Source organism: Streptomyces sp. NPDC059861, from assembly GCF_042731435.1.
GTDB lineage: Bacteria > Actinomycetota > Actinomycetes > Streptomycetales > Streptomycetaceae > Streptomyces.
The window spans coordinates 150836-163183 of the sequence record NZ_JBHWJQ010000014.1 but is presented as its reverse complement, the minus strand read 5'-3'; the positions used below and the strand labels follow the sequence as shown (position 1 = coordinate 163183).

Below are 12348 nucleotides of genomic sequence, written 5' to 3'. Positions count from 1 at the left end.
TGGTACTGCAGGGGGGACCCTGTGGGAGAGTAGGACGCCGCCGAACAATTTTTGATGAAAACCCCGCATCTTCGGATGCGGGGTTTTCTGCGTTTAGGGTTCAGTTATGCGCTATGACCTGGTGATCTTTGACAACGATGGTGTGCTCGTCGACAGTGAGCCCATTTCCAACCGGCTCCTGGCGGCGTACCTCACCGAACTCGGGCATCCGACCTCCTACGAGGACTCCCTGCGTGACTACATGGGCGCCGCCATGCACCGCGTGCACGACCTGGTTGCGGAGCGGACCGGGCAGCGGTTGCCGGGCGACTTCGACGACGTCTTTCACGGGCGGGTCTTCGCCGCGTTCGAGCGGGAGTTGAAGGCGGTGGCCGGCGCCGCGGACGTACTGGGGAAGCTGGCGGCCGAGGGGGTGCCGTACTGCGTGGCCTCGTCGGGGAGTCATCAGCGGATCCGGGTCGGGCATCGGGCGGCCGGGCTGGAGCGGTGGTTCGATGACGGGCGGATCTTCAGTTCCGAGGATGTGGGGCGGGGGAAGCCGGCACCCGATCTGTTTCTCCACGCGGCCGAGCGGATGGGGATCGCACCGGAGCGGTGCGTCGTCGTCGAGGACAGTCGGCTGGGCGTGCAGGCGGCGGTCGCGGCCGGGATGGACGTGTACGGGTTCACCGCCATGACCCCGGCGGCCAGGCTGAGCGGGGCGACGCGACTCTTCGAGGACATGGGGGAGTTGGCTGAGCTGCTGGTCTGACCAGAGGCTTGAAGCTGAGGGAAATTCATCTTTGGCTGGATGTACCCAGCGGTACGCCGGGGCCCTACGCTCGCCGCCATGACTCGTGTGCTGCGGCGCGGTAGGGCCTCGTTGGCGTTCGGCTTCTTCACCCAGGGCGTGGCCTTTGCCCTGCTGGTGACCCGGATTCCGGCGATCCAGGACCGGTACGGGGTCTCCGATGCGTTGCTGCCGGCGTTTCTGGCCGCGGTGCCGGTGCTGGCCGGGGTCGGAAGCGTGGCGACCGAGCGGCTGGTGAAGCGCGTACCGCCGAGTTCGGTGCTGCGGTGGTCCCAGCCCGTGGTACTGCTGGCGCTGCTCGGGGTGGGTGCCGGGGAGCGGATGGTGGAGCTGGCGGTGGCGCTCGCCGCGTTCGGGCTTGCCGTGGGGGCGCTGGATGCCTCGATGAACATGCTCGGGGTGAGCCTTCAGCGGTCGTACGGGCGGAGCATCATGCTCGGGTTCCACGCCGCGTACAGCCTCGGGGGGATCGTGGGAGCCTCGCTGGCGTGGGTGGGTGCGCACTGGGAGCTGGCGCTGGTCGTGTCGTATCTGCCGGTGGTGGGGGTGCTGCTGCCGGCCGCGCTGGTGGGGAGCCGGTGGTACGTCGACGGCGGCCGCACGAAGGCGGTCGAAGGCGAGGGCGCGGGTGAGGCGGGGGGTGTCGTCTTCCGGGCGTTGCTGCCGTTGTGTCTGGTGATGACCTTCGCGTACATCGGGGATGCGACCGTTTCCAACTGGAGCGCGAAGTACTTGCAGGACGTGCTGGGGAGCTCGGAGCAGATGGCGACGGTTCCCTACAACGTCTACATGGTCACCACGCTGGTGGGGCGGGCCCTGGGGGACTTCGGGGTGCGGCGGTTCGGGGCCGTGGGGGTCGTACGGGGTGGGGCGGTGGTCGCCGCGGTGGGGTTCGCGGTGGTGGCGGGGGCGTCCGGGGCGTGGGTCGGGATGGTCGGGTTCACGTTGCTGGGGCTGGGGTTGTGTGTGCTGGTTCCGCAGACGTTCGCGGCGGGGGGAAGGTTGTTTCCGGGAGCTTCGGATGCGGCCGTGGCGCGGCTCAATGTCTTCAACTATGTGGGGTTTTTGATCGGTTCGCCTTTGGTGGGGGCCTTGGGGGATGCCTGGAGCTATCGGGGGGCGATGCTCGTGCCGATGGTGTTGGTGCTGGTGACACTCGTGTACGCCCGGTCGTTCGCCGCTCAACCGGACCGATACGGTGGCGGGCATGAGCGGCCGCGCACAGCTGATGTGGGACGAGGCAGTAACGGGCTATGACTTCGGCCCGGACCATCCGATGGATCCGGTCCGGCTGGCGCTGACCCGGAGGCTGGTCGAGGCGTTCGGGCTCGATCGCGAGATGGATGTCGTGGCGGCGAAGGCGGCGGGGGAGTCGACGCTGCGGCTGGTCCACCGCGAGGACTACATCGCGGCGGTGAAGGCGGCGTCGATGGACCCGCGGGCGGCCGATCAGTCGTACGGGCTGGGGACGCTGGACGATCCGGCGTTCGCCGGGATGCATGAGGCGTCGGCGCTCATCGCCGGGCAGTCGGTGGGGGCGGCGGAGGCCGTGTGGCGGGGGGACGCGCTGCACGCGGTGAACTTCGCGGGCGGGCTGCATCATGCGATGCCGGCGGCGGCGTCGGGGTTCTGCATCTACAACGACGCCGCGCTGGCCGTGGCGCGGTTGTTGGAGCTGGGTGCGGAGCGGGTCGTCTATGTGGATGTCGATGTGCACCACGGGGACGGGGTGCAGGCGGCGTTCTGGGAGGATCCGCGGGTTCTGACGATTTCGCTGCATGAGCATCCCCGGACCTTGTTCCCGCAGACCGGGTGGCCGGAGGAGACGGGAGCGGACGGGGCCGCAGCGGGGTCGGCGGTGAATGTCGCGTTGCCGGCGGGGACGGGGGATGCCGGCTGGTTGCGGGCTTTCCACGGGGTGGTGCCGGAACTTGTCGCCGCGTTCCGGCCGCAGGTGCTGGTGACTCAGCACGGGGCCGATACGCATTTCGAGGATCCGTTGGCGCATCTGGCGGTCTCCCTGGACGCGCAGCGGGCCGTGCAGGTGGCCTGTCACGAACTGGCGCACGAGTACGCCGGGGGGCGCTGGGTGGCCTTGGGTGGAGGTGGCTACGCGGTGGTGGATGTGGTGCCGCGGTCCTGGACCCACCTGGTGGGGATCGCCGCGGGGCGGGAGGTGGCGCCCGAGGCGATGATTCCCGAGGGGTGGCGGCAGGAGGTCTTCGCTCGGACGCGGCAGCTGGCGCCGGGGCGGATGACTGATGGGCGGTGGCCCGTGGAGTGGGGGGACTGGGAGTCGGGGTACGACCCCGCGGATCGGTTGGATCAGGCTGTACTGGCCACTCGGCGGGCGGTGTTTCCGTTGCGGGGGTTGTTGGCGTAGGGGCGCCCCTGTCAAGTGAGGCTGCCCGGCCCACGGGCTCGGTCTCGCGAGACCGGTCGGGACCCCGGGCCCCGTCACCCCTCCCACGGCTGCGCCGTTACGCCAACCGAGCCCCGTATCCCCGTTCCCGCCCCCATCCCCCGCCTCCGTCCGTCACCATCCCTCCATGCCCACCCCCACCGCCCTTCGATCCCGCCTCCGCGCACACCTTCTCGCTGCTCGGCTGGCCGGGGTCGTGGCGACCTCTCGGGAAGTGAGCCTGCGGAGTTATCGGGGATTCGCGGCGCGCGATCCTCGGTTGTTGATCGGGATCGATCCTGAATGGACCTGGACCGAGCGGGATCTGGTCGGACTGATGGCGGACAAGTGCGGGGTATCCGCTGATCCGGGGTGTGTTTCCGGCCAGGATGTGATTGACCCGGAACTGACCCTCGCCGCCCTGGAGGCGTTCTCCGAGCGGCTCGCGGTCGTCGCGCAGCGTGGTGCACCCGTGTTGTTCGGGACCGGTCACCCGCACCGGTTGCTCGGTTTCTACGGCGCCCTGGCGGACGCCATGTCGGCGGCCGGATGTGCCGTCCTCACTCCGGCGCAGGGTCGCTCTGTCGACATAACGACTAGGTTCGGCCTACGCACGTACAGCCTTGATTACGTACGAGGCGTTGCGATGGTGCGGGAACCCGGCGTGCCCGGCCGCGGTGGTGCGACCGGCGCACACACCCATTCCCCCCTCCCGGTTCGTACCGTTCTGAACGCCATCGCCGAGGCCGGCGGGGCCCTGCCCGAGCTGGTCGTCGGGGACCACGGATGGGTCTGCGGCGCAGGTCAGCTGGGGTTCGATGCCATCGGCCTGGCCGATACGGACGACCCGGCTCCGTTTGTCGGCGAGGCGGAGGGGCGAGTGGCCGTGGCCGTTCCACTTGATGACGCTGTGCGGTCCGATTACTACCGGCCGCTTACCCGCTACGTACTCAATCGGGCGTGTCTGTCACAGTAGGCCGCCGATGGGTGCACCTCTTCCCCACTCGCATCACCCGCCCCTAGTCTGGGGAGTGAGCACGCAGCGACGAAGAGTCACCGGAAGGGGAAGCCGGTGGCCGTCGAGTCGAGTGCGGAAGGTTCAGGTGTGTCATGGCTGCAGCTGGAGATCAGAGGCCTCTGAGTGAGGTTCAGTTCCTTACCGTGGCGGAGGTCGCCTCGGTGATGCGAGTGTCGAAGATGACCGTGTACCGGTTGGTGCACAGCGGTCATCTGCCCGCGATCAGGGTGGGGCGGTCCTTCCGTGTCCCCGAGAACGCGGTTCACGAGTACCTCCGCGACAGCTATGTGGGGGTGGAAACCGCCTGACGGCGACCCGGGGAGATCGGTTCAGGGCACTTTCCGATCTCCCCGAGCACCTCGATTACGACCTCAGCGCTCGGGCGGGTAGGCTAGCCCCTCGTAGGTCGTGTGGGCCCATGGCGCCCAAACACCGAGTGATGAGAAGTGAGCGAGGGTAGTCGTGGGCTCTGTTATCAAGAAGCGGCGCAAGCGGATGGCCAAGAAGAAGCACCGCAAGCTGCTCAAGCGCACGCGCGTTCAGCGTCGTAACAAGAAGTAGCCGCTGAAAAAGCAGCACAAGCGGTAGATCGACGCACCGCAACGCCGCGAAAGCGTGGCTGTGGCCCCCCACCCCGTCCGGTGGGGGGCCGCACGCATATCCGGGGAAACAGGCCCCTCGCGTATGCCCACTCGGCGATCGCGAGACTCTGGTCGTACGACCGTGATTTCCCGTCACTTGGTGCAGTGGGCGGTCATCACAGCGCAACACGTAACCGCTAGGTTGGCCGCAGACGGGGAACTCGGCAGCGGTACGAGGGCTGGAAGGAAGGCGCGGATCGTGGGCAAGGTCGTGCTCGTGACCGGAGTGGCCCGTCAGCTGGGGGGCCGGTTCGTACGACGGATCCAGCGTGACCCCGAAGTGGAGCGGGTCGTCGCCGTGGACGCGGTACCGCCCGAGCACCATCTGGGCGGCGCGGACTTCATCCGGGCCGACATCCGCCAGCCCACCATCGCGCGCGTGCTGGCCGAGACGGCCGCCGACACCGTCGTCCACATGGACGTCACCGCGACCGCCCTGGGCAGCGGCAACCGGGCCACGGTCAAGGAGACCAACGTCATCGGGACGATGCAGCTGCTCGGCGCCTGCCAGAAGTCCCCGACCGTACGGCGGCTGGTGGTGAAGTCCAGCACCAACGTCTACGGCTCCGCGCCCCGCGACCCGGCCGTCTTCAGCGAGACGACCCCGCCCAAGTCCCTGCCCAGCGGCGGCTTCGCCAAGGACACGGTGGAGGTCGAGGGGTACGTGCGCGGGTTCGCGCGCCGTCGACCGGACGTCGCGGTGTGCGTGCTGCGCTTCGCCAACATCCTCGGTCCCAGCGCCGACTCGCCGCTCGCCTCGTACTTCTCGCTGCCCGTCCTGCCGACCGTCCTCGGCTACGACCCGCGGCTGCAGTTCGTGCACGAGGACGACGTGATCGAGGTGCTGCGGATCGCCTCGCACGAGCCGCGCCGCGGCACCCTCAACAGCGGCACGTTCAACATCGCCGGCGACGGCGTCCTGCTGCTCTCCCAGTGCTCCCGGCGGCTCGGCCGCCCCACCATGCCGCTGCTGCTGCCCGCCGTCACGTGGGCCGGCTCGCTGGTGCGTACCCTGGGTATGACGGACTTCTCACCGGAGCAGATCCGACTGCTGACCCATGGCCGGGTGGTGGACACGACCCAGATGCGCGAGACGCTGGGATTCCAGCCGAAGTACACGACTGCGGAAACGTTTGCGGACTTCGCGCGCAGCCGTGGCCCCGGCCTCCTGCCGCCCGAGGCCCTCGCGGAGGCCGTCGACCGGATCGCCGCGCTGCCCGTCGCGGGCGGCGGCCACCCCCCGACTCAGAGCGCCAACTGAGGAGCGCATCAACGATGGCGGACGCCAAGGTCATTCCGTTCGACGACGACCGGTCCCGCGGAAGCGCCGCGCAGCGGCCGCCGCGCCGCGGCCGGAGCGGGGGAAGCCGACGGCCCGGCGGGGAGTCCGCGCGGGTCCGTGAGACGGGCGAGGTGGGCGAGGTCCAGCCCCTGCCCAGTCGGTCGCGTGCGCAGGATGATGTTCCCGTGCCCCATGAGGAACAGCGGCCGGACGAGCCGGACGAACAGCGGCCCCTGGACGAGGGCGGCCTGGACAGGCGCGTCGCCGCCGGCCTCGCCTTCCTGCGTCGCCGCCTGACCGGCGACTACGAGGTCGACGACTTCGGCTACGACGCCGAACTCACCGACCAGGTCCTGATGTCCCTGCTGCGCCCGGTGTACGAGAAGTACTTCCGGGTCGAGGTGAAGGGCATCGAGAACATCCCGTCCGAGGGCGGCGCCCTGATCGTCGCCAACCACTCCGGCACGATCCCGCTGGACGGCCTGATGATGCAGGTCGCCGTGCACGACCACCATCCGGCGGGCCGCCATCTGCGTCTCCTCGCCGCCGACCTGGTCTTCGTCCTCCCGGTCGTCAACGAACTCGCCCGCAAGCTCGGCCACACCCTGGCCTGCGCGGAGGACGCCGAACGGCTCCTCGGGCAGGGTGAACTCGTCGGCGTGATGCCGGAGGGCTTCAAGGGCATCGGCAAGCCCTTCAGCGAGCGCTACAAGCTCCAGCGCTTCGGCCGGGGCGGCTTCGTCTCCACCGCGCTGCGCCAGGGCACCCCGATCGTGCCGTGCTCGATCGTGGGCGCGGAGGAGATCTACCCGATGCTCGGCAACGCGAAGACGCTCGCGCGCGTGCTGGGCTTCCCGTACTTCCCGCTGACGCCCACCTTCCCGTGGCTGGGCCCGCTCGGCGCGATCCCCCTGCCCACCAAGTGGACGATCCAGTTCGGTGAGCCGATCCCCACGGACGGCTACCCGCCGGAGGCGGCCGAGGACCCGATGCTGATGTTCAACCTGACCGACCAGGTCAGGGAACAGATCCAGCACACCCTGTACAAGCTGCTGGTGCAGCGCCGCTCGGTCTTCTTCTGACCGCACCGCAAAGGGCAGGGACACGACGACGGGGGCGCCCCTCTCACGAGGGACGCCCCACGGTCGTACGACCCGAAACCTACTCGGCATCCTCGGCGTCGAGGCCGAGCCCGGGCAGGAGACCCGGGAGCAGCGGCGGCAACGTGACGTCGGGCGCGGTCGTCGGGGGCCTGCTCTGCGACGGAGAGGCGCTGCCGATGTCCTTCGGCGGGTCGAGCAGCCCGCCGGTGTTGCCACCGAGCAGGCCCTCGGACTCGTCGCCGGTCTCGGCGGACCGGCTGGGGCCCTCGCTGCCGGTGTCGCCGCTGTCCGAGGAGCCGCTGCCGCTGCTGGGTGCCGTCGAGCCGCGCCCGGACTCGGTGGCGCCCGTGGCGGGCCCGCTGCCGGGGCCGCGCCTCTTGCTGTCCTCGCTGCTGCCGCCCTGGACGGGGGGCTGCGGAAGCAGGGACTGCAGCGGGGCGACTTCCTGGTCTATGGCGTCGAAGACCGACGACACCTGCTCACTGACGTCCCCGAGCTGCACCGGCAGCCGCTCGCGCAGGGCGCCCCAGGCGTCCCGGTGCGAGTCGGAGAACGCGGAGAGGGCCTGGATCGGGCCCAGCGACTCGGGGTCGCGTTCGTACGCCGCGGTCAGCAGTCGGTGGCCCTCGGAGGCGTCGTGCGTCATCCCGGACAGGGCACGGCGGATCTCCCCGAGCGACTCGTGGTCGAGAGGGCCGCTGCGGCCACGCTCCATCAGCCGACGGGCCTCGCTCAACCGGGTGGACGCCTGGTCGAGATACACCTGCCCGCGTTCGTCCTCGCCGTCGGCCAGACCGAGCTTGAAGTCCTCGATGCCGCGCTTGAGCCCGTAGAGCGAGTCCCCGGGCAGGGCCTCTCCGCTGGCGGCGGCCACTCCGCCGAAGGCACTCGCGGCGACGCCCACGCTGAGGCCGCCGGCGGTGAGGCCCTTGGCCAGGCGCGTACGCGGACGGAACTTGCCCAGCGGTGTGGCCCTGTGGGCGCCACGGCTCCGCACGGAGCGCTGCTGGGGGACGGCTGGATCGGATGCCTCGCCGCCTCCCTGGAGCATCGCCTCGAACTGAGCCACCAGTTGTGCCCGCTGGACGACCTTGACCTCGGGATCCAGCTTCGGCTTCGGCAACTCGCCAAGGCCGGCCGACAGGGCCAGCAAGCGGCCCTGCTCGGTCGGTTGTTCCGCAGCAGCCGGGGCCGATTCCTCGGACTGCTCGGCCGCCGTGCCCCGATCGGACTGCTCCTCCAGGGCCTGGGCGAAGGCGTTCGCCCGCCGGTGCGCCGATACGTTCGCGATCACTGGCGGCACCTCCTCTCGTCATGACGGTCGACTCCCCAGGGGGTCCTGAGGGTTGCACGCCCCGGCCACAACCACACGATCGGCGGATCGGAGTCGGCCAGGGAGTGACCACAGGGAGCCTGCATCCCGCACAACGAGCGGCGCGGCACTTGGGTTACGGACGGCGGAGGAACGGGCGGCGAAGTCAACAGTCTTTCACCGAGGGTGAGTTGGGGATAGCTGAGCGTATGCCTTCGGTTGTGGCGCTCAGCGGGCGTCTTCGGGAAGGAGACGGGCGAGGGTGCGCACGGCGCGGTACTGCAGCGTCTTGATCGCGCCCTCGTTCTTGCCCATCACGCGGGCCGTCTCGGCGACCGAGAGACCCTGGAGGAAGCGGAGCGTCACGCACTCCTGCTGCTGGGGGTTGAGCCGGCGCACCGCGTCCAGCAACGCGGCGTTGGAGAGGGACTCCAGGACCGAGTCCTCGGGCGAGCGTTCGACCTCGTTGGCGTCGAGCATCTCTCCGGTGGTCACTTCCAGCCGGAACCGACTGGATTTGAAGTGGTCGGCGACCAGATTCCGCGCGATGGTGACCAGCCAGGCGCCGAAATCGCGCCCCTGCCAGGTGAACGTACCGATCCTGCGCAGTGCGCGCAGAAAGGTCTCGCTCGTCAGGTCCTCGGCGGTCGCCTTGCCGCCGACCCGGTAGTAGATGTAGCGGTACACGGTGTCGCTGTATTGGTCGTAGAGCCGGCCGAACGCATCGGCCTCGCCGGCCTGGGCGCGCTCCACGAGGTCCATCATCCGGGCGCTGTCGCTGTCGGCGGCCGGACGCCGTGCGGTGGCCGCACCGGCGGCGCGGCCTCGTCTGCCGACCGCGGCGCTGCCGTCGGCCAGTGCGTAGCACGGGCCGACCGGCGCGGCGGTGGTGAATGCGGGGGCGGCGTACGCGGTGGGGACGAAGCCGCGCAACAGGTCTCGGACCGTTGCGCGCAGCGTAGCCAGGCCCGAGGCGTCAACCCCGACGTGTGGGTACACGGGACTCCCAGAGGCAGAGCTTCCATCACGAGCAGTGCGGGACCTTTCACTCGACGTAGCGACGAGAGGGGTACCGGTTTGCGTCTGAGGAGAATAACGCTTCGTACAGGCACTGCTACGCCCAGTTGCTCAAATCATCGATTACGTCGCTTCCGTAACCGATTGACGGCTGATCAAGTGCCGGAGAGTGACCGGTTGTTGATCGAATGGGCTCGACTTCGGGGTCGGTACGGGGCGTGTTGTGGCCGGGTGCAGGACGGAGGACTGGGTGTGGCGTCGCGTGGGTACGGGGACTGGATTGCCCGGCGTTTCGAATGTGCTCGGCGTTGCTCCTGAGGCCGAGGTGCCGCGCACCCTGGCGCAACGGGGTACCGCCAGCGCCCACCCGTGCCGCCCCAGGCGGCACGCATGCCCGGCTTACGCGGACCCGGCTGCCCGCGACGTACGCGGACCTGGCTGGCCGCTAGGCGGATGGCGCGGCACGCGCACAAAGCCGCACCGGCGCACGGCGAGAAGGGCGTGCCGGGGGCCGGGCGTACGAAGCCGCACCCGCTCGCCGCGAGGTGGGGCCGTGCCGGAGCCCCGGCGTGCGGACCCGCAGTCGGCCACAGCGAGCAGGGGGTCCCCCCCCGGGAGCCGGGCGCACGGACCCGCAGCCGTCCACGACGAGAAGGGGGGCGGCCCGGAACTGGGCGTACGCGGAGCCGCACGGGCGTACGGCGAGAAGGGGGCATGTCCGGAGCCGGGCGCACGGACCCGCAGCCGTCCACGACGAGAAGGGGGGCGGCCCGGAACTGGGCGTATGCGAAGCCGCACCGGTGTGCGGCGAGAAGGGGGCATGTCCGGAGTCGGGCGCACGCGGAGCCGCAGCCGCGTACGGCGAGAAGGGGTCGTGTCGGGGGGTGTCCGCCCGCAGCGGTTGGCGCGTCAAGACGGGTGCGTCGGTAAGTGACCGATTCCGCGCCGTTCCGAGGACGGACACCCCCCGACACGGCCCCGACCCACCCACAGCCGGAAGGCGCTCCGCGGGCCGCCACCGTCGGCGGCGGTGCAGTGCGCGACCGCGCCCACCTCGGCGGCCGCCGGAATGCCGACCACCCACAGCCGACGGGCAGGGCCGCTACCGGCGGCGGTGTGCGCGACTGTGCTCACCTCGGCGACCGCCGGAATGCCGACCGCCCACAGCCGGCGGGCGGGGCCGCTACCGGCGGCGGCGGTGCAGGGCGATGGCCGCGGCCGTGCCGCCTGCGACGGCACCGACCCCGGCGGCCGCCGGGATGCCGACCTTCGCCGCCTTGCGCCCGGTCCGGTAGTCCCGCAGCCGCCAGTCCTTCTCCCGCGCGTGCTTGCGCAGCTTGCTGTCGGGATTGATGGCGTACGGATGCCCCACCAGGGAGAGCATCGGAATGTCGTTGTGCGAGTCGCTGTACGCCGCGCAGCGCGAGAGGTCCAGTCCTTCCGCCGCGGCCAGCGCCCGCACCGCCTCCGCCTTCGCCGGCCCGTGCAGCGGCTCGCCCACGAGCTTGCCCGTGTACACGCCGCTCACGGACTCCGCCACGGTCCCGAGCGCCCCCGTGAGCCCCAGCCGCCGTGCGATGACCTGAGCGATCTCCACCGGCGCGGCCGTCACCAGCCACACCTTCTGCCCGGCGTCCAGATGCGCCTGCGCCAGCGCCCGGGTCCCCGGCCAGATCCGCTCGGCCATGTACTCGTCGTAGATCTCCTCGCCGATCGACTGGAGCTCGGCGACCCGATGCCCCTTCACGATCGACAGCGCGGACTCCCGCACGTCCTGCATGTGGTCCGGGTCCTCGAACCCGGCCAGCCGGAACCACGCCTGCTGCCACGCGAACTTCGCGAGATCACGGGTCTCGAAGAACTTCCGCTTGTACAGCCCGCGCCCGTAGTGGAACAGCGCGGCACCCTGCATCACGGTGTTGTCGAGGTCGAAGAAGGCGGCGGCCTGCGCGTCGCCGCGCACGGGAAACTCCGGCTCGTCGCCGCCGGCGACGACGGAGGTGTCCTGTGTCTTGCGCGCGGCCTCCGCCGCGGCCTCGCCTGCCAACACGCTCCGCGCCGTGGCGGAGCGCCTACGGGGAGTGAGCCATCCGAGAGCGGCCATGGCGTGAGCATAGCCATTGCATTCGGAGGTTCCGGAGTCGAGAGGTTGGAACGCCGTGAACTCTCCGCGTCCGTGCCGTTAAACAACGACCCCGCGTGGCGCGACAATGACCGGCATGAGCCCGATTTTCCGCCGCAAGCCCGCCACCTCGGGCCCAGTACCCGCGGTCACGCCCCGGGAGCGCCTGGTCACGCTCATCCGCAAGCCCGGCTGCCATCTGTGTGATGACGCACAGATCGTGATCGAGAAGGTCTGTGCCGACCTCGGTGTGTCGTGGGAGCAGAAGGACATCACCGAGGACAAGGAACTCCACGACACATACTGGGAACAGATCCCCGTCGTCCTGGTGGACGGCGTGCAGCACACGTTCTGGCGGGTGAACGAGGACCGCCTCCGCAAGGCGCTCACCGGGTGACCGGTGAGTAGCCCCCCGGCTGACTCCCGAGTAGCCAGCGGCATAACCGGGCGCTCGGTCTGGCTTAGGATCGACGGCGACCTGGTCTCGGGGGCGGGAACTTTTCAGGAGAGTGTTCGATTGTGGCCCCCTTCTCGCCCCCTCACGGAGCGCGCGTGACCCCGGTCACGTTGGCCGGGCAAATCGGACACCATCTTTGTGCACGCGTTCACAAAGACATAGCCTGCATTCGACGGGGCGGTCCGGGAACGTATGACCGCCTGCA

12 protein-coding genes are annotated in these 12348 nt (G+C 70.0%); 9 read left to right on the top strand and 3 right to left on the bottom strand.

Going from position 1 to position 12348, the window contains the following annotated elements; all coding sequences use genetic code 11:
• The first annotated feature begins 106 nt into the window (after positions 1-106).
• The 8 genes from ACFV6X_RS15540 to ACFV6X_RS15505 all read left to right on the top strand — a co-directional run bounded on the left by ACFV6X_RS15540 (position 107) and on the right by ACFV6X_RS15505 (position 7214).
• Complete coding sequence (locus tag ACFV6X_RS15540) at positions 107-751, top strand: HAD family hydrolase (RefSeq protein WP_385383066.1); 645 nt, start codon at positions 107-109, stop codon at positions 749-751.
• 78 nt (positions 752-829) lie between these two features.
• Entirely contained in the window at positions 830-2047 is a 1218-nt protein-coding gene (locus ACFV6X_RS15535) for an MFS transporter (RefSeq protein ID WP_385383063.1), read from the top strand.
• A complete protein-coding gene (locus tag ACFV6X_RS15530; RefSeq protein ID WP_385383060.1) occupies positions 1998-3173 on the top strand; it encodes an acetoin utilization protein AcuC in 1176 nt (391 codons plus the stop codon). The genes ACFV6X_RS15535 and ACFV6X_RS15530 overlap by 50 nt, the downstream gene beginning before the upstream one ends.
• Before the next feature lie 166 nt (positions 3174-3339).
• Positions 3340-4167 carry a phosphatase gene (locus tag ACFV6X_RS15525; protein ID WP_385383056.1) on the top strand — a complete coding sequence of 276 codons (828 nt, stop codon included), beginning with the start codon at positions 3340-3342 and terminating at the stop codon, positions 4165-4167.
• Positions 4168-4301: 134 nt separating this feature from the next.
• A complete protein-coding gene (locus tag ACFV6X_RS15520; RefSeq protein ID WP_141316280.1) occupies positions 4302-4517 on the top strand; it encodes a helix-turn-helix domain-containing protein in 216 nt (71 codons plus the stop codon).
• Positions 4518-4671: 154 nt separating this feature from the next.
• Positions 4672-4770 carry a 30S ribosomal protein bS22 gene (locus tag ACFV6X_RS15515; RefSeq protein ID WP_003948845.1) on the top strand — a complete coding sequence of 33 codons (99 nt, stop codon included), beginning with the start codon at positions 4672-4674 and terminating at the stop codon, positions 4768-4770.
• A 279-nt stretch (positions 4771-5049) separates the two neighbouring features.
• Positions 5050-6111, top strand: coding sequence for an NAD-dependent epimerase/dehydratase family protein (locus ACFV6X_RS15510; protein ID WP_385383053.1), 1062 nt, complete (start codon positions 5050-5052; stop codon positions 6109-6111).
• Positions 6112-6125: 14 nt separating this feature from the next.
• On the top strand, positions 6126-7214 hold the full coding sequence (locus tag ACFV6X_RS15505) for a lysophospholipid acyltransferase family protein (RefSeq protein ID WP_385383050.1): 1089 nt from the start codon (positions 6126-6128) through the stop codon (positions 7212-7214).
• A 79-nt stretch (positions 7215-7293) separates the two neighbouring features.
• On the opposite strand, the gene ACFV6X_RS15500 is transcribed toward ACFV6X_RS15505, so the two are convergent.
• From ACFV6X_RS15500 to ACFV6X_RS15490, 3 genes are all read right to left on the bottom strand, one after another.
• On the bottom strand, positions 7294-8529 hold the full coding sequence (locus tag ACFV6X_RS15500) for a DUF5667 domain-containing protein (protein WP_385383047.1): 1236 nt from the start codon (positions 8527-8529) through the stop codon (positions 7294-7296).
• 246 nt (positions 8530-8775) lie between these two features.
• A complete protein-coding gene (locus ACFV6X_RS15495; RefSeq protein WP_385383044.1) occupies positions 8776-9546 on the bottom strand; it encodes an ECF subfamily RNA polymerase sigma factor, BldN family in 771 nt (256 codons plus the stop codon).
• A gap of 1201 nt (positions 9547-10747) precedes the next feature.
• Positions 10748-11668 carry an HAD family hydrolase gene (locus ACFV6X_RS15490; RefSeq protein ID WP_385383041.1) on the bottom strand — a complete coding sequence of 307 codons (921 nt, stop codon included), beginning with the start codon at positions 11666-11668 and terminating at the stop codon, positions 10748-10750.
• A 106-nt stretch (positions 11669-11774) separates the two neighbouring features.
• Between ACFV6X_RS15490 and ACFV6X_RS15485 the strand changes: the two genes are divergently transcribed.
• Positions 11775-12083, top strand: coding sequence for a glutaredoxin family protein (locus tag ACFV6X_RS15485; protein WP_385383039.1), 309 nt, complete (start codon positions 11775-11777; stop codon positions 12081-12083).
• Positions 12084-12348: the final 265 nt, after the last annotated feature.

Bases quoted from the DNA above. Each gene is read 5' to 3' on its own strand.
- ACFV6X_RS15540 (WP_385383066.1), top strand. From the start codon at position 107: ATGCGCTATGACCTGGTGATCTTTGACAACGATGGTGTGCTCGTCGAC.
- ACFV6X_RS15535 (WP_385383063.1), top strand. From the start codon at position 830: ATGACTCGTGTGCTGCGGCGCGGTAGGGCCTCGTTGGCGTTCGGCTTC.
- ACFV6X_RS15530 (WP_385383060.1), top strand. From the start codon at position 1,998: ATGAGCGGCCGCGCACAGCTGATGTGGGACGAGGCAGTAACGGGCTAT.
- ACFV6X_RS15525 (WP_385383056.1), top strand. From the start codon at position 3,340: ATGCCCACCCCCACCGCCCTTCGATCCCGCCTCCGCGCACACCTTCTC.
- ACFV6X_RS15520 (WP_141316280.1), top strand. From the start codon at position 4,302: ATGGCTGCAGCTGGAGATCAGAGGCCTCTGAGTGAGGTTCAGTTCCTT.
- ACFV6X_RS15505 (WP_385383050.1), top strand. From the start codon at position 6,126: ATGGCGGACGCCAAGGTCATTCCGTTCGACGACGACCGGTCCCGCGGA.
- ACFV6X_RS15490 (WP_385383041.1), bottom strand. From the start codon at position 11,668: ATGGCCGCTCTCGGATGGCTCACTCCCCGTAGGCGCTCCGCCACGGCG.
- ACFV6X_RS15485 (WP_385383039.1), top strand. From the start codon at position 11,775: ATGACCGGCATGAGCCCGATTTTCCGCCGCAAGCCCGCCACCTCGGGC.